General features: G+C 54.6%; 13 protein-coding genes. 5 read left to right on the forward strand and 8 right to left on the reverse strand.

Annotation, left to right across the window (positions count from 1 at the left end):
- Nucleotides 1-48: 48 nt before the first annotated feature.
- The 3 genes from V6936_RS15170 to V6936_RS15180 all read left to right on the forward strand — a co-directional run bounded on the left by V6936_RS15170 (nt 49) and on the right by V6936_RS15180 (nt 2,995).
- Nucleotides 49-651, forward strand: coding sequence for a helix-turn-helix domain-containing protein (locus V6936_RS15170; protein WP_230406229.1), 603 nt, complete (start codon nt 49-51; stop codon nt 649-651).
- 314 nt (nt 652-965) lie between these two features.
- Nucleotides 966-2,339 carry a tRNA uridine-5-carboxymethylaminomethyl(34) synthesis GTPase MnmE gene (mnmE, locus tag V6936_RS15175; RefSeq protein ID WP_336580055.1) on the forward strand — a complete coding sequence of 458 codons (1,374 nt, stop codon included), beginning with the start codon at nt 966-968 and terminating at the stop codon, nt 2,337-2,339.
- 266 nt (nt 2,340-2,605) lie between these two features.
- On the forward strand, nt 2,606-2,995 hold the full coding sequence (locus V6936_RS15180; protein WP_003800789.1) for a DUF6180 family protein: 390 nt from the start codon (nt 2,606-2,608) through the stop codon (nt 2,993-2,995).
- 123 nt (nt 2,996-3,118) lie between these two features.
- Here the strand turns inward: V6936_RS15180 and V6936_RS15185 are convergent, their stop codons facing one another.
- A complete protein-coding gene (locus V6936_RS15185) occupies nt 3,119-3,619 on the reverse strand; it encodes a hypothetical protein (RefSeq protein ID WP_230406228.1) in 501 nt (166 codons plus the stop codon).
- Between the two features lie 200 nt (nt 3,620-3,819).
- Between V6936_RS15185 and V6936_RS15190 the strand changes: the two genes are divergently transcribed.
- A complete protein-coding gene (locus V6936_RS15190) occupies nt 3,820-7,122 on the forward strand; it encodes an autotransporter outer membrane beta-barrel domain-containing protein (protein WP_219235375.1) in 3,303 nt (1,100 codons plus the stop codon).
- 27 nt (nt 7,123-7,149) lie between these two features.
- On the opposite strand, the gene V6936_RS15195 is transcribed toward V6936_RS15190, so the two are convergent.
- The 4 genes from V6936_RS15195 to V6936_RS15210 all read right to left on the reverse strand — a co-directional run bounded on the left by V6936_RS15195 (nt 7,150) and on the right by V6936_RS15210 (nt 10,762).
- Nucleotides 7,150-7,899, reverse strand: coding sequence for a DUF4880 domain-containing protein (locus V6936_RS15195; protein ID WP_003800796.1), 750 nt, complete (start codon nt 7,897-7,899; stop codon nt 7,150-7,152).
- A gap of 279 nt (nt 7,900-8,178) precedes the next feature.
- Nucleotides 8,179-9,054 (reverse strand): hypothetical protein, encoded by an 876-nt coding sequence (locus V6936_RS15200; RefSeq protein ID WP_003800798.1) that lies wholly within the window; start codon nt 9,052-9,054, stop codon nt 8,179-8,181.
- A 305-nt stretch (nt 9,055-9,359) separates the two neighbouring features.
- Nucleotides 9,360-10,148: a PhzF family phenazine biosynthesis protein gene (locus tag V6936_RS15205; RefSeq protein WP_003800800.1), complete on the reverse strand. Its 789-nt coding sequence runs from the start codon at nt 10,146-10,148 to the stop codon at nt 9,360-9,362.
- A 260-nt stretch (nt 10,149-10,408) separates the two neighbouring features.
- Nucleotides 10,409-10,762, reverse strand: a complete 354-nt coding sequence (locus V6936_RS15210) for a hypothetical protein (RefSeq protein ID WP_003800802.1) — start codon at nt 10,760-10,762, stop codon at nt 10,409-10,411.
- A gap of 561 nt (nt 10,763-11,323) precedes the next feature.
- Between V6936_RS15210 and V6936_RS15215 the strand changes: the two genes are divergently transcribed.
- Complete coding sequence (locus V6936_RS15215; protein ID WP_039943139.1) at nt 11,324-12,241, forward strand: pyridoxal-phosphate dependent enzyme; 918 nt, start codon at nt 11,324-11,326, stop codon at nt 12,239-12,241.
- Nucleotides 12,242-12,451: 210 nt separating this feature from the next.
- On the opposite strand, the gene V6936_RS15220 is transcribed toward V6936_RS15215, so the two are convergent.
- The 3 genes from V6936_RS15220 to V6936_RS15230 form a co-directional block, all read right to left on the reverse strand.
- Nucleotides 12,452-13,453 (reverse strand): lipoprotein N-acyltransferase Lnb domain-containing protein, encoded by a 1,002-nt coding sequence (locus V6936_RS15220; protein ID WP_201024863.1) that lies wholly within the window; start codon nt 13,451-13,453, stop codon nt 12,452-12,454.
- 108 nt (nt 13,454-13,561) lie between these two features.
- Nucleotides 13,562-14,410 (reverse strand): archaetidylserine decarboxylase, encoded by an 849-nt coding sequence (asd, locus tag V6936_RS15225; RefSeq protein ID WP_039943175.1) that lies wholly within the window; start codon nt 14,408-14,410, stop codon nt 13,562-13,564.
- 219 nt (nt 14,411-14,629) lie between these two features.
- The gene (locus V6936_RS15230; protein WP_003800809.1) at nt 14,630-15,997 is read right to left on the reverse strand and encodes a diguanylate cyclase; all 1,368 of its coding nucleotides are present in this window, start codon (nt 15,995-15,997) and stop codon (nt 14,630-14,632) included.
- Nucleotides 15,998-16,583 lie beyond the last annotated feature (586 nt).

A 16,583-nucleotide genomic window follows, 5' to 3' on the forward strand; every position in this document is an offset into this window, starting at 1 on the left:
GAAAATTAATAATATCTATAAGAAAGCCGTTTATTACTTCTTTAGGTTATGACAAAAGACTTAGCCAACCCCGCTCCCAATTTATTAAGCAAAACCGCCATGGGGGCTCGCATACGCGATGAACGCAAACGACAGGGTTTGACCCTGCTTATGTTGGCACGATTGTCCAATGTATCCCTATCCACCCTATCCAAGGCAGAACGTGGCCTGATTGGTCTGAGCTACGAGAAGTTTCTGGCCGTCAGCCGGGCCTTGAAAATGGATCTGTCGGATTTGTTCAAAACGCCGCGCGACCAGAACGAATCGGGGATGGATATTTTGGTAGGACGGGCTTCGCGCACGGTCACCTACCATGCACACCGCTATGAATACGGCATGCTGGCCTCAGAATGGATCAACAAGAAAATGACACCCATGCATGGGCGCGTGCTGGCAGGCAAACCTCGTGATGCCAGTGACTTCAGTCAGCACGAAGGCGAAGAGTTTATTTTTGTCATTGAAGGGCAGTTGACCATGCAGTTTCAGGACGGTCGCCGTCACGTACTGCAAGCGCGCGACAGTATCTACTTCAAGAGCAACCTGGGACACCTGTACTTGTGTGAACACGGAGAAAGCGTGGAAATTCTGGTGGTGTGTGTCAACAACCATTAAGGACCCAGGCGCAGACGACAGGCCACAGCCGCGGTGATGACACTGCCCATCGCTTTTTCAATGGCCTTGAGCTCTGCCAAGTGATCCCAATAGTGGCCTGATTGCCTGATTGCCTGATTGCCTGATTGCCTGATTGCCTGATTGCCTGATTGCCTGATTGCCTGATTGCCTGATTGCCTGATTCTCAAGAGCCTAGGCCACTCCCCCTAAACGCACGTATTTCAACCACCTGCACAGGCCTTAGCTCCAAGCCCGAACCGTCCGTCGCCTCCATTACAATACGGTTCTGTTCCGCCTCTTTGATCGATCTGACCATGTCCAGCTCTTCCCCTATTGTGGCTATTGCCACCGCCCCCGGCCGGGGTGGTATTGGTGTTATCCGTGTATCCGGCAAGGAGCTTGATACGCTGATTCAAACCTTGTTTGGTCGTACGCTGCAAGCGCGTCATGCGCACTTTTTGCCCTTCAAGGATGCACAAGGCCAGGCCATCGACGAGGGCATCGCGCTTTTTTTCAAAGGCCCGCACTCCTACACCGGTGAAGACGTCTTGGAACTGCAAGGACATGGCGGACCCGCTGTACTGCGCCGCTTGCTGGATCGCTGCCTGGAAGCCGGCAAGGAGATGGGCCTGCGACTGGCCGAACCCGGCGAGTTTACCCAGCGCGCTTTCCTGAACGACAGACTGGATCTGGCCCAGGCTGAAGCCGTGGCAGACCTGATTAACGCCTCTTCGGAAGCCGCTGCCCGCAGTGCGGTGGCCTCACTGTCCGGCGTGTTCTCCAACAAGGTCAACGCCCTGGCCGACCGGATTATCCATCTTCGCATGCTGGTGGAAGCCACCCTGGATTTTCCCGAGGAAGAAATCGACTTTCTGGAAAAATACCAGGCCGCCGCCACGCTGCAAGGCATTCAGGACGAGCTGGAAAGCATCCTGCAGCATTCGCGCCAGGGGGCGATTCTGCGCGAGGGCCTGCACGTCGTACTGGCAGGCCAGCCCAATGTGGGCAAATCCAGCCTGCTCAATGCGCTGGCAGGCGAAGACGTGGCCATCGTGACCGATATTGCGGGCACCACCCGCGACCGCGTCATGCAGTTGATCCACATTGATGGCATTCCCCTGCATATCGTGGATACCGCCGGTCTGCGTGAAACCGAGGATACGGTCGAGCGCATCGGCATTGCCCGAACCTGGGATGAAATCGCCAAGGCCAACGTGATCGTGCATCTGCTCGATGCACGCAACCCACAAGACGAACTGGATAGTGCCATTACCACTCGTCTGCCATCGCACGTACCCGTGCTGCGCGTCTATAACAAGATAGACCTGCTGAGCGCCGAGCAACAGGCTGCCTTGCCTGCCCAGGAAAGCGGCGCCACCGTGCTGCCCATTTCTGCCCGTAAAGATGTCGGTCTGGATACACTGCGCCGCACCTTGCTGGATATCGCAGGCTGGAACCCCGGCAGTGAATCCCCCTGGCTGGCACGTGAACGACATCTGCGGGCCCTGGAACGGGCGGAGTACCACCTGAGCCTGGCCGCAGAACATGCCACCCACAGCGATCAGGTGCTGGATCTGTTTGCAGAGGAACTGCGTCTGGCCCACCTGGACCTGTGCTCGATTACCGGCGAGTTCAGCAGCGACGATTTGCTAGGGGAGATTTTCTCCAGTTTCTGCATCGGGAAGTAATATTGGACCTGCCGCCGGTCGCTCCTGTCCCTATCTGGCATCAGCCTGCGAACTCAGCGCTGTACGAAGCATCTTGGTCCGCTTGGGCCACCAGCACGGCACAGGGGCGAAACACCTGCAACGGTCTTGTTCCATCCCTGTCGCTGAACGTCCCGTTTTTGCCTCAGTAAAAACCCGACTTTCCCGCTGAATTACTCGCTGTCAAAGCCTGTCCTTATCAATCAGGTCTATGCTGAACGTTCCATCGTCTCCTGCGGGAGGACATCATGTGCACAGTCAGCAAATGGGTTTTGATGGCCGCATTACTGCAGGGCGCCTGGACGGCACACGCCCAGCACCTGCACCCTCTGGAGCTGGAGGCCGAGCAGCGCTCCATCTCCCGCCTAAGCGTAGCCCAGTGTGTGGATACCGTCAGACAGACGGCTGCAGGGGAGGGGTACCATCAGCGCACTGATCCGAGCATCAGCGACGAATTGGGCGTGTATATTGGCGCTGCCCCTTTAGGAGGCGGCTCGCTGGTCGTGTATTGCATTGACCTGAAACCGTCGACCGCCTACATCATTCATACCCGGGCTCAGGTCAGCGCCGAACTCATGTCGCCTCACCAGCTCAATCACAAGATCGCACAGGCATTGACGGTAGCGGCCCAGCCCTGAACACGTGCTGGGCCGGGTCACCGATGATCGGCCCCCGTGAAGAATGCAGCAACGGGATCATGCTGTTCCACTGGCACTGCGGGTGGCGCTTCAAGCCGCCCCCCAGAGCCAGTGGATTGACCTTTATTTCATCAATAAATCCCCGACCTCCATACGAGCTTCGCCACCTAGCTCAATGTCGTCCATGACCTTGTTCAACATGGCATGCGCACTGGACAAGGCACCGTTCAGGCTGGTCAGCTCCGCTTGCACACGTTCCAATTCCTGTTTTTTCTGCGCTTCGCTCAATGTGTCATTGGCCTGAATTCGCTGCAGCTCCATCAACTTTTGTTGAATCTGCTCTTTCAAATCACGGATTCGTTTAAGAATCTCTTTAATGCCATCGGGCAGGGAGCTGTCATCAATATCTTTGTCGCGCTCTATCTTGCTGGCCTGCTGACTCGTCAGGGACAGCTCTTTTCCCAAAGGCGACAAGCTCACGGTAATACGCACCGATGAGTCTACAGCTGCATTTTCATTCTGCCCGGATACTGCCGGGGGCGTCATGGCGGTCGCGTGCAAAGGCTCGGTCACAGGCATAGTTTGTTGATGTACCAACCCCTGCCCACTGATTTCTATCGACATAGTTTCCTCTCTTTAACACTTTATCCCTTAGAGGTTACGGCTGACCGAGCGTAAATCTTTACCGTCAGGGTCCAATCAGATGTTGCGCCATTTACTCAATCGCCTCCGTCGTCAGCGAAATAAGTAGCAAAACAAGACACTTTTATTTACTTTTATACGGAAAGTGCCTTCTACCTTTCGTCCCCCTTTCCTTAGATCCAATGAACTTCAAAATCAAAGCACTACTGGGCCACACCCTGTTGGCCTTGAGCTGGGCCAGCAGCACGCATGCCTACGAAACAGAATTCATTTTGAACAAGCAAGGCCAGCAGGCCTTTGAGTTACGAATCTACGGGCCTGATGATGGGGGCTACGATACGACTGAACAAACAGACCCCCGTGTTTCCCCCCGCGATATTGACGAGAATGGCAGACTGAAAATCCGGGCTGCGCTGGAACGCTGGGCTGAGATCATCGATCTGCCGGCCAACTACACGCCAGCAGTCATCAATCTTGGCACCATGAACGGCAAGAACGCCAACGCATATGGCGCATCTCTGACCAGCCCCTCCAACCCTCATTTCACCTTATCGGCCTTGCAGGCACGCTTACAAGGCATCTTCCCGGGCTCTCCCGACAACCCCGACGCTGTTATCGGGGTTGGAGAACTGGATCTGGATACCGCCCCCGTCACCCCCAGCCAATTGCCCATCACGGGCAAAGTGGACTACAACGCCGTGATTTTCCACGAGTTGGCCCACGCTTTAGGGATCAGCAACACGGTGGCGGACAACTTGGCTGAAAACAGCAACGACCCGCCCGACCCCTATTTTCTGAACGATCTGAGCCCATGGGCCTTGGGTTTGCGCGACGATCAGGGCCGCGCACCCACCCCAGGGCAAAAAATCCTGTGCTCCGTGTGCAGCAATCCTTACGAGCCCAATGCCTTTGATCTGCGCCAGGACAACGGGTATTTCACCGGCAGCCATGTGCAAGAGGTGCTCAACGGCGCTATGCCGGGCATCCCCGTCAGCATCCTGAACTACCATGACAAACCGCAGTACGGGGTAGACCGCAACTACATGAGCCACACGGAGCTGCGCAACAGCCTGATGAGCCACCAGACTTATCGCAACTACGTGAATCTGATGGAAGCCGAAATCGCTGCCTTGCAGGATATTGGTTTGAATATTGATCGCCGCAATTTCTTTGGTTATTCGGTCTACGGCAACGACATCACCCTGACCAACACGCAGGGCTACTTTGCACGTAACCAAGCAGGCACTGCCTACCTGCCTGGCCAATACAACAGGGCCACGCAGGGTCTGGGCCTGCATATTTATGGCGAACGCAACACCATCACCCAGGCAGCGGACCTGCTCAGTGCGGGACCCGGGGGCGTAGGTGTACGTGTCGATGGCAGCGAAAACACCCTTATCATCCCGGACGCTACCCGAATTCATGCGCTGGGAGCGTATGGGCGTGGCCTGCAATTTAGCTATGGACGTCATCACCATATTGTCCAGAAAGGCGAAGTCCGGGCAGACGGTCAGGATGGCATCGGGACCTTGTTTGATTTTGGCCAGAATGCCATGGGAAGCGACGATGAGTATCACGGCTCCTGGCTCGTCGAGTCGGAAGGGCAAGGTCTTGCTGTACCAACGATTTTGCAAGGCGCGTTGATTAAGCGGTATGACCTGTCGGGCACCTTGTCGGGCCGGAAGGCGGCCATCCATATCGCGGACAATGCCTGGGTGCAAAACATCCATGTTCTGCAGGGCGCAACCATTACAGGCGACATTACTTCTGATTACAATCGCCGTGACGCCAATGGGGACCTGTTGCTGACCCGTATCAGCTTTGGACAGAAGGCCGATGAGAACGGCCGCGCTACCGCCAATGCCGACCCCGATTTCCAGATGCGCTATGACGGCAATATCAAAGGCCTGAACAATCTGGCGGTCGTCATCGCCGGGGGCGCCACATCCTTGAATGGAGAACATGAGCTGTATGGCCTGCGTGTCGATCAAGGTGCGACCTTGTACGGCCATAGCCAATTTATCCTCAATCCCGAATACAACTTCACGAATAACGGCACGCTCAGTCCAGGTAACTCTTACGGGACCATGACGATCAAGGGCAATTTTGTCCAAGGTGCCCAGGGCCGGATTCTGGCGGAAGCATCCACCACCCAGAACGACCGTATTAACGTACAGGGTGTGGCTCAGCTCGATGGTGAACTGCAGGTGGACTTGCAACCGGACTGGTATCAGAACGGCTGGACGCTGGATCAGAACAAGGTGTTCACCGCCAGTCAGACGCAAGGGCAGTTTGCCGTGTACAGCGCAACCCTGGCCTCTCCCTCCTTGCAGGTACAAAGCACCGACACGGGCTGGACCGTCAGCCGTCATCAAGATGCCTATTCGCAATATGCAGCCTCGCCCAATGCTGCCGCAGTGGGCCTCAGCCTGGCACAGGCCTCCTCAGACACGCAAGCTCTAGCAGCCGTGTATCAGGCCATGGACTTCTCGCGTGCAGATGGCAGCGATATTGGACTGGCATTGGATCAGTTAAGCGCAGGTGCCTACGCCGCTCAAACCGCTGCCTCCTTGCGCCGTGAACAGCTGGTGTCCGAACAACTGCGTCAAACCAGGGGCAACACCCACAGTGGCTGGCAAAGCTTCATCCACACGTACGGCGGTCGCTATCACTGGCAATTAGGCAGCAACGATGTGGACCACCGCAGCGAAACCTATGGCGTCATGCTGGGGGCTGAACATCGTGCTGAAGGCAGTGACTGGAGCCTGGGCATACACGGCAATGCCAACGAGCAACACGTGAATATCGACGCCCCCTTCCAAGCCAAGAGCAAGTTGACCGGCCTGGGTCTGGGCATCCATGCCCGCTACCGTGACGATACTCAGCCAGGCTGGAACGGCCTGGCTAACGTACGAGTGGGCATGGAGCAGGGCAAGATGAACCGCACTATCAGCGTTGCGGGCTATCAAGCGCGCCCCGCGGCGGATTGGACCGGTCATGCCCTCTCGGCAGGCATACAGACCGGATACAACTGGGCTCTGGGCGAGAGCGGCAGCATCGGCCCCGTTCTGGCCCTGGATTACATCCATTACCGTCGTCCCGGTCTGGAAGAAGAGGGGGATGCCGCCAGCCGTCTACGTCTGGATTCCAGCCGTCAGCAAGCCTTGCAGGCCTCAATCGGGCTGACCTTGCGTCAAAACTGGGACCTCAGACAGGATCGCCAACTGCACACGTCCGTCTCGCTGGCCTGGGAACAGGCCTTGCTGCACCGCCATCAAACCCAGCAGGCCGCTTTTGCCAGTGCTCCGGCCGTCGGCTTTGAGGGTCGCTATGCACGGGTGGATCGCCATGCCTTGTCACTGGGAGCCAGCGTCAGCCTGCAGCAAACCGAACGCTTGCGTGTAGGACTGTCGGCCCAGACCCGTTTATGGGGTGACAGCCGTGCCGATATAAACGGCAAACTGTTCCTGAACTGGATGTTCTAGGCTCGCCAAAATGTAAGAGGCCGACTATTAGTCGGCCTTATTCAACGCTATGGGAGCGGGTTGAACCCGTTTCATCCCAGACCATCGATCCACAAAGACATGTTGACCGGGAATCAGCACCCGCGTCTGGCGACGCCACCAGGTCCCGCTGGACACCTCGATCGATCCAGCCATGACCGTAAACTTCATCTGATTATTATCCAGCCAGGCAGAAAACTGCGCCTGATTACTACGTGCCTGCGCAAAACTGGTAAATACCGTTACACTTTTCTGGGCTTGATCCGCCAATTGCAAGGTGAGCTGACCACGCAGCAACTGCACATTCAAGCGGTCCTCATACTCTCGCAGCTCAAGTGCGGAGTCGGGCCCCAATAACAGCACCAGTCCATCCGCACGCTGCTCCAGCGCTTGCTCGCCCGACACCAGATGCGCTTGTCGCAGCACCCGCTCGGGCCAGGAAAAAAAGACCGTCAACACCAGCGCCAACAATACCAAAGCGCTCAGTAAGACCCGGTGATAGGGCTTGAGTACGATGATCTTATCCGCCGAGCTTGCCAATAAACGACGGATTTCATGCTCAGGGGCATCCAGACTGGCGTCACAAAAGTAACAAATATAGCGATAAGAACGTTCGTTTTCTGGATTGTCACGGCGCCAATCCTCAAACTCACGTAATTCGGCCGCCGTCGCTTCACCCGAGTTCAAGCGAGTAAACCAGTAAGCAGCTTGGGCGTGAGCCTGCGTATGCTCGAGCAGATCTCCCTGATATGTCGTCATAGCGGCATCTAACCTTGTCCAGTTAAGCCAGCAATAGGGTGGGCCGGGGTCGGCAGATTCGCTCCTGCTCAAAACACCACGACCGCCAAAGCGAAACAATCGTCACCACCTCTGTGACTGTTCATTTTGAAAACGATACGTTTTTATTTTATACAAACGCTTCAAAAGCTTACAGTAACTCAAATTTGAGGCAGGCAAAACGAATTCGCCTTATTTAATTGCACTGACAGCCGAAAAAATGACACTTAAAGCTAAAAAAAATCGAACTGCTGCCGTTACTTAATGAAATTCGTCCAAAATTTCTCCACCCGGCAACGCATGAATGCGCTCCTGTGTCGGGACTGAATCCCCTTGGGCGGGCACTACCGCCTTCAATAAAAGCGGCCATTGCGGAAAAAGCCGATAGTTGGGGCTGGAAAACTGCGTTCCCACCGGATAGGTGAAACCACCCCATTGTGTTTCCTGTGCCAATTGGGCATGCGACAAATAAAGCAGTTTTTGATGTTCATCGACTGCCAAGTAGGCACGCTCTAGGGGCAGACTCCAGGCGCTGAGTTGCAACCCTTCCGCCTCCACACGAAGCAACCAGCGATCCTGATCTCGCTCTCCATTGGTATACCGTGTCCCTTCAGGTCTGGCTTGCACCCGAGTCCCCTTGGGCAAAGCCAGAACCAAATCCGGCGCTGAACTCAGATTGAACGCGGCAGCGTAGGGACTCCAGGCAGTAATCCGGTTACCTTCGGCCAAGACACAGCTAGCAAGTCGAAACCCATCCTCAGCCAGTGGATCTTGTTGCATTTCAACGACTTGGCTACTGTCACAAAGCCACCCCTCCAACTCCACGTCCCGCGCCAGCTGCATATGCCAATGGGAATCAGCCAGATCCGGTCGGGGGCGCTCAAAAGACAGGACGGGAGCCTTGGCCACCCCCACCGCCTCCGGGAAACGGGCCCAGGCCACGCTATCCGGGTCTCCCCATACCGCCAGCTCCAACTGGGTACCAGCAGGCATCAGAAGACCAGCAAAGCGACCGGTCTCTTTTAAAACATGTTGACGGCTGGCCAGCTCACGTTCCTGCTCTTTTTTGTATTGATACACCGTCCATTGGAAAAAACCGTAGTAAGCGGCCAAGGCTATCAGGGCGATCCAGCACAAAAGGCGCGGCCAGGGATTACTTTTGAAATTAACCCGACGCCGGGGCTGGACTACGAGCAAAACACCCCAAACCAGTACGATCCCCCACGCAAGCGGCCCGAGCGTAATAATCACCAAAAGAAATAGAGAAATCGGTGCAACAGGAATCATAAGAGCTCAGAAATATAAAAACCGCCCCTCAAGGCGGTCTACGAAATAGGGGACCTTATGCTGATAAGCACAATACCAGCTCAACAGACATTCGACCGGCGCTCCAACAGGCCGGTCGAATAAGCTCATGCCACGAGACGGCCACTTACTTTCCTTCAGGCCACATTAATATGCCCTTCCAGATACATAACGGCCTGACCTTTCAAAAACACACGATCTCCATTCAAGGAGCAATCGAGTACCCCACCGCGTGCAGAAGCCTGGTAAGCCATCAACTGCGTTTTACCCAGGATAGGCGCCCAATAGGGCAACAGGGCGCAGTGAGCCGAACCCGTCACCGGGTCCTCATCAATGCCATGACCTGGGGCGAAAAAGCGGCTGACAATATCAAATCGCCCCGACCCTTTTGCGGTCACAATACAGCCGTCCAATCCGCAAGCGAGCAGAGCACCAGCATCCACCTGCAAATGGCGAACCTGCTCCTCGGACTCAAGAACAGCCAAATGGGTAAAGTCATTGCGCCATAACTCGATAACCCTGGCTCCCAATGCCCGCTCCAAATCAGGGCTATCTGGCACACGGGTGACCGGGCGTGCTGGCAAATCCATCACATAGCTGGACGCATCACGACGCACGGTCAACGCACCACTTTGAGTATGAAACACGACCTGGCTGTCATTTGGACGCAGACTGCGCAGCACAACCGCCGCACTGGCCAAAGTGGCGTGCCCACATAAAGGCACCTCTACCGTAGGAGTAAACCAGCGCAAACGGAAATCCTCGCCTTGTGGCGCCAAAAAAGCGGTTTCAGCCAGATTGTTTTCCTGCGCAATCGACTGCAGCAGGGCGTCGTCGGGAAACTCAGAGAGCAACACCACGGCAGCGGGGTTACCCGCAAACAATGTGTCGGTAAAAGCATCAAGCTGATATATGGGTAAGCGCATCCCGCCTCCAGTCATGGAATCGACAATGAGCCTACTGTATAGAAAAAAGGGCTTCTTGGAAGCTGGGCAGGACAAGCAATAGGGATATTGTTTTTAAACCGTCTATTTCTCTTATTGATGTACTGACCCTGAGACCTGCAGCTGTTTGGGTTCCATAAGCGGAACACACTAGCCAAAAAACTTAGCGGTTCGCTATTGCCAGCCTATTTTTTGTTATCGAACTGTATCGCGCAGACTGCGACACAACTTCACCTGATCCCTTAAACATTTGCCGCTTCCAGCAGGCAGGCGGAAAGGCGATCAAAGTGCAATAAAGCAGCCTGGCTCAAATCCACTTGCTTGCGACGCGTATCCTCGGTGTCACTCAGGACGATCCAGCCCTTCTCACGCATGGACTTAAGGCGTGTGTGAATGGTCGCGGGCGAACCCAGCCTTTCTACGGCCATGACATCTCGCACCGACAAGCGCAAGGAGTCTTTGGATGCCTTGGCAACCAGCACCAGAATACGCTCTTCGAGCGGGTCCAGGCAGGGCAGGCAGGGCAAGGTATGCAGCGAATCGGCGAGCTGCAAAAAACGCATATAAATATCAGCAGGTCTGGTGGCAGTTTTCATAACAAAATCGTTATTCCTTTAAGAGCCGCTACCACAGCGTCTTTTCTAGAAATAAGTTCTGGTTATTATTGTTTTTATTCCGATCAGGCAAAGCAAAAAACAAGCCTGCTTTATGGCCCGAATGATTGGAATGAGTTTCCGTGCTTATCACGCACATAAAATTAAACGCTTAAGACCGAACCGGAGCTTCAGCCGGAAAAAGGTCTTGAGTCGGGCGATTTAACAGGAATTTTATCAGATCAGCCTTTGATTTAGCCTGAACGAGCAAGGACGGAGCACACGAAATTGTAAGAAGGTGCAGTCGAGTATGAACTTCGTAAGCCGCCTCACATTAAACGGCATTAAGAGACTTAACTTCACAGATAAAAATAGTTACAAAATACAGAGCTGACGATATAAACCTCGATTTCAAACCTATTTCTCCTCCCGTGAGTGGACCGCCCACAGACAGCAGCCAAGATCTTTGGCCACAAAACTTTCAGACCGATAAAATGGGACGAGCAGGCTGCTGAGCGCCTCCCGCGCCCCCTCAGATCACTATAAAATCTGGAACGATAAGAAATGATTCTTCACCTTGAGACGCCCCTTATTTATTCACACGCCTTAAGCGATCAGCTCGGCAAGCAGATCTGGTTAAAAATGGACGCCTTGCAGCCGAGTGGATCTTTCAAGATTCGGGGTATCGGTCATTTATGCCAGCACCACGCCCAACAAGGCAAACAACGCTTCATCATTGCCTCTGGTGGCAATGCGGGCATTGCGGTAGCTTATGCCGGGCGTAGGCTGACCATCCCCACGCTGGTCATCGTCCCAGAAAGCACCAGTGAACACGCCAGACGGTTGATTCAACGGGAAAAAGCCGAGCTGCATGTCGTGGGCAAGAACTGGCAGGAAGCTCATGACTACGCCTTGACCCTGGCTCAAGAAGGCGACGCATTTATCCATCCCTTCGACGATCCTTTACTGTGGCAGGGACACGCCAGCATGATCGCAGAGGTGGCGCAGATGGGTATACAGCCCGATGCCGTGTTGCTGGCCGTAGGCGGCGGTGGCCTGCTAAGCGGGGTTGCTCAGGGCCTGCAGGAACAAGGCTGGGACAAGACCACGATCATTGCAGTCGAAACTCAGGGCACAGCAAGCCTGGGAGAGTCCGTGCGACAACGTCAACACATCACCCTAAATGAAGTAAGTGGTGTAGCGACCTCGCTAGCCGCCCCCCGGGTCTGCGATCAGGCCTATGCCGTCAGCCAATCCCATCCCACCACCTGCGTCCAGGTCAGTGACGCACAGGCTGTCAGCGCGTGCCTGCGCTTTCTGACTGACCATCGGGTCCTGGTGGAACCAGCATGTGGCGCGGCCCTGTCCACGCTGTATCTGGACCACGAAGCACTGGCTCCTTACAACAACATTCTGGTGGTGGTATGCGGCGGGAACACCATGACGCTGGAGCAACTGGTGCAATGGCGAGCAACCCCCTGAGCCGGCACCAAGCACCCTCAAAAAAGTATTAGAACGAGGACAAGAAGAGCCCATTTAAAAAATAATCATTTTTTTATAAAAAAATCCCACTCCATGATTTCTCGCAGAGTGGGATTTTATTTTTTAGATGGTTTACAAATTCGCTCTAATTTCAAGATCAAAAAGAATAAAACGTATGTTTCACGTGGAACAAAAACGTCAAAAACAACCTTAAATAGGGCCTACAAGGGGTAAATCCCGTCGAATCAGAGCAGAAAAATCTTCTCCGGGCTGTTCAGCCAACGCCCGGGGGTTGATATAACCCAATTGCTGCAACTCCTTGAAAGTATGGCCTGGAGCCAGGGCATTCAAACCATACACATACTCTGCCAGATAGCCCGAAGCCAACACCCGCCAGTCCCATGGCACCCCATCCACAATCTTGGACACCATGTCATAAACAATCGTGGTGCAGTTAGCCGTCAAGGTGTTGTAGAAGCGGGGCGCGGTTTGCAGTTGTCGGCCCTGCTCCACGTAAGACAGGAAAAGTGCCTGCATGGCCGGCTTGGCCAATTCCACACTGTACATGTACACGTCCTCGCCTCGAACATTGCTGCGTGTGCGGACAATATCCTGCTCTGTTGCAGCGATCAGGCTCAACTCAAACTCTTTGAAAAATCCGCCTATCGCAGAAAAGGCTTCACCTCGCTCTTTGCGAATCTCTACCGAGAACACCACATGGCGACCATCCTCAAAGCCAAACGACACCAAAGTATGTGCTATGACCGGTCCCATCCAGTAGGAAAGAAACATATCAACCGATTTAAGCGTTTGCAGGTCATAGTCCTGCGTAATCCAGCGCTCATCGAAATCGGTTTCACTGCGCCAATTAAAATCCCGCACATTATGCAAAGTCACCACCGAACCATGGATCTCGCCATAGCTCATTCTGTTTACATCGGTGGCCCACAGTCGCTCATTGCTCGGGACGATACTGCCCCACCAGCCAAGCAATAGCACCAGTCCCAGGCCCTGGGGCACAAAAAAAACGTTCTTGCCGTTGCTCAAGGCATACAGGCTCAGCAAGGCCATCCCCATCCAAACAGACACGAGCATCCAGCGTCCTGCGCCTGCCGGCCATTGAAACAGCAGCGCCAACGCCCCCCAGACAGTCACCATCAAGACCAATAACAGAATCAGTATCTTGATCACCCTCGCCCCCCACCTTTTCATACACACTCCACAAACCACCTGATTTCAAATCACGCTTACCCTGAAAAAAGGGGTAAAAAAAAACCTGTGCCCACTTGAACACAGGTTCTACTCTCAAGAAAACAGGGTTTAGCCCTGATAGCCCATGGCCTGCCCCTGACGAATGACCCCTTGCGGCTGCCAGCTCGGCTCAAAACGATATCCGCTTTCCTTGGGAAACAGCATGACCACAGTGGAACCTAGCAGAAAGCGGCCCATTTCCTGTCCTTTTTCCAGAACAATATTCTGGCCCTCATAATTCCATTCGCGAACCTTGCCGTCACGCGCCGCATTGACAACGCCATGCCAGACCGTAACCATGCTGCCCACCACGGTCGCTCCTACCAGCACCAGTACAAATGGGCCCTGCTCAGAGTCGAAAAAACAAACCACCCGTTCGTTACGAGCAAACAGTCCTGGCACACCACGCGCAGTCGTAGGATTGACCGAGAACAAATCGCCCGGCACATGAATCATGCGCTTGAGCACACCCTGACAAGGCATATGCACCCGATGATAGTCGCTGGGGCTTAGGTACAGGGTCGCAAACAGCCCATCCTGATAACGGGCAGCCTCTTGGGCATCGCCCCCAATCAAGGCTGTCGTCGAGTAGCTATGGCCCTTGGCCTGGAACACTTCCGCGCCCTGGATCACGCCCAGTTGGCTAATGGCTCCATCAACAGGGCTGACCAGTGCCGCATCGGCAATAGGTCGGGCCCCGGGGCGCAACGCTCGGCCAAAGAACTCGTTAAACGTCGCATAGCTGGCTGGATCGGAGTTCTCTGCCTCGCTCATATCGACCTGGTAACGATCAATAAAACGCTTGATGACCCAGGTCGTACGTCCGCCCATGGGCCTGGAGGCCAGGCCGCCCAAAAACTCGGTCAATGCCTGTTTAGGAAGTAGATACTGGGGGAAAACAGCCAAACGGGGATGCATAAAATCAGCTCGCAAACAAATCTTGCCTTGGCCATCAGCCAACGCGTTTATGCCATTCAATGTAGTGGGACCCGAGGCCGCTCTTAAGCCGGAGCGGCGTCCTCATGAAACAGCCTTAGGTCAACAGCAAGCCACAAAACGTAGGCAAAAACAAAACAATACGCACTTGTAGCACAGGTTGCCGCCATACGACATAAAAGAGCGGACAGGCTTGTCCTGTCAAACGTACACGACCCGGTCGCGCCCTTCCTCTTTAGCCTGATACAAGGCACGATCAACACGGCGCAGTGTACGTTCATAATCCGGATGACCATCGTACAAGGCCACGCCGATGCTGGCGGTAATAGCCATGCTCTCCCCATCCACGACCCGAAAGGTCTCAGCATGAATGCGAAGACGCAAATTACGGGCAGCACGCATCGCCCCGTCCGCATCCACGTCCACCAGCACCAGGAGAAACTCCTCGCCGCCGAGACGAAATACATAATCACCAGCTCGGGCACTATTGCTGAGTAATTCAGCAAACTGACGCAAGACACGATCGCCGGCATCATGCCCATGCGTGTCATTGACCCGTTTGAAGTAGTCAATATCAACTGCCAACAACGCGAATCGTGATCCACGTTGCTGGGCATAGCCCACCTCACGGCTCAGTACGACGGGCAGATACTTGCGGCTAAGCAGGCGGGTAAGCACATCCCGCCCCGACTCCAGTTCATTTTGCTGCTCAAACAGACGATCCAGGTGCAAACCAATTGCTCGGGTTCGATCACGCAGCTCATGCAAAAGCAGTACCTGACCCTTCGCATCACCTTTCTCAAAGGCCGGCATCAGCTGTGTATCAATCAAATTCATCAGATCCAGGATCTCGCGGCTCTCTACCGTACCCTGAAATGCATGGGCGCCTTTATGTTTGAACCAGATACCGAAATCCGAGTCCCCGATTCGCGGGGCAGGGGTGACGCCATTGTTGACCGCCATTGCGAACATGAACAGGTTCTCCCAATCCAGCAGGGCAGCCCGCTGTCGACCGCGCTCGGCGGCTACGTTCTGCACAATCGCAAACAAACGGTACGACTCCTCCGCGCGAGACTTGCGCTCACGTGAGTTGGCGTAGGCATGGCTCATCAGCTCCATCGCCAGATCAATAAAGTTCTGTACGTACCGAAAACACTCCCAGGCCTGCTCGGAGCTGATGTCCGAGGACTCAAACAAAAAGCGGGCATAGCGCCCCTTGAGCAAACGGGCTCCCCGCAACACCAGATGCACGGGCACCCCGACCCGAGCATGGACCTCCCCCACCTGGTTCTGCAGCTTGACCTGATCTTGCATGTCACTGTGTTCATCTACGGAGAACAGTTGCACCAACCAACTGCGCAAGGAGCGATGCAAACGCTTGTGTACCTGATCATGTGACAGGTACACCTGCGCGGCAGGGTGCTTGAGCATATGGGTATAAAAGTGGGTCGCAAGCTCGTCCTGGTTATCTTGGGTGATAGTCAGTACGTGAGCGCGAACCGCCGGGGGCACTTTCTGGAGCAAGCCGTGCCAATCCTGAGCGGCTTCTTCGATATTCGGTTGAGACATGAAGTACGGGAAGAGTAGCGAGACGATACTTAAGGATTAAACAGCCTTGGCGGCAATTGTTACATGAGGGCAGATTTCGCGCTATTTCTTATAGCGGTCTGGGCTCCTGGCCAGCAGGAGAATACCCTTGCCTGGCTCAAGGAAAAAACATACCCCTTAAAGATAAGTGGGTGATTCCGCCGAGCAAGAGGGACGCCACCTGTTCACGCACTCGGGCAATCGCCTGTTTCGCCTTACCTTGACGGCGATCTGCGATTCAAACTCAAGAGTTTGTTGGCTGAAACATCTTGAAAGTTCCAACATGGACAGATTGTCCTATCAAAGTAGAGCGTCGACCAAACGAAATTGCCACTTTCGCCAAAAAGCCACGGTTACTGCCCTGGTCCGGATCACGCAATAAAAAAACGCCAGGATTAGGACTGCCTGCCCAGAACAAACACTGATTTTATAATCAGCACTGAATAAATAAACAGATTTATACGGCAAGATAGCCTGTTCCTCGACAACTTATCAGATCGGTCCTCTCGGGTCGGGTCGGGTCGGGTCGGGTCGGGTCGGGTCGGGTCGGGTCGGGTCGGGTCGGGTC

It is taken from the genome of Alcaligenes sp. CHO6 (assembly GCF_037120595.1).
Taxonomy (GTDB): Bacteria; Pseudomonadota; Gammaproteobacteria; order Burkholderiales; family Burkholderiaceae_B; genus Alcaligenes; species Alcaligenes ammonioxydans.

Coding starts and splice junctions, on each gene's coding strand:
- V6936_RS15215 (WP_039943139.1), top strand. CDS start 11,324: ATGATTCTTCACCTTGAGACGCCCCTTATTTATTCACACGCCTTAAGC.
- mnmE (WP_336580055.1), top strand. CDS start 966: ATGTCCAGCTCTTCCCCTATTGTGGCTATTGCCACCGCCCCCGGCCGG.
- asd (WP_039943175.1), bottom strand. CDS start 14,410: ATGCATCCCCGTTTGGCTGTTTTCCCCCAGTATCTACTTCCTAAACAG.
- V6936_RS15195 (WP_003800796.1), bottom strand. CDS start 7,899: ATGACGACATATCAGGGAGATCTGCTCGAGCATACGCAGGCTCACGCC.
- V6936_RS15205 (WP_003800800.1), bottom strand. CDS start 10,148: ATGCGCTTACCCATATATCAGCTTGATGCTTTTACCGACACATTGTTT.
- V6936_RS15185 (WP_230406228.1), bottom strand. CDS start 3,619: ATGTCGATAGAAATCAGTGGGCAGGGGTTGGTACATCAACAAACTATG.
- V6936_RS15220 (WP_201024863.1), bottom strand. CDS start 13,453: ATGAAAAGGTGGGGGGCGAGGGTGATCAAGATACTGATTCTGTTATTG.
- V6936_RS15230 (WP_003800809.1), bottom strand. CDS start 15,997: ATGTCTCAACCGAATATCGAAGAAGCCGCTCAGGATTGGCACGGCTTG.
- V6936_RS15210 (WP_003800802.1), bottom strand. CDS start 10,762: ATGAAAACTGCCACCAGACCTGCTGATATTTATATGCGTTTTTTGCAG.
- V6936_RS15190 (WP_219235375.1), top strand. CDS start 3,820: ATGAACTTCAAAATCAAAGCACTACTGGGCCACACCCTGTTGGCCTTG.
- V6936_RS15180 (WP_003800789.1), top strand. CDS start 2,606: ATGTGCACAGTCAGCAAATGGGTTTTGATGGCCGCATTACTGCAGGGC.
- V6936_RS15170 (WP_230406229.1), top strand. CDS start 49: ATGACAAAAGACTTAGCCAACCCCGCTCCCAATTTATTAAGCAAAACC.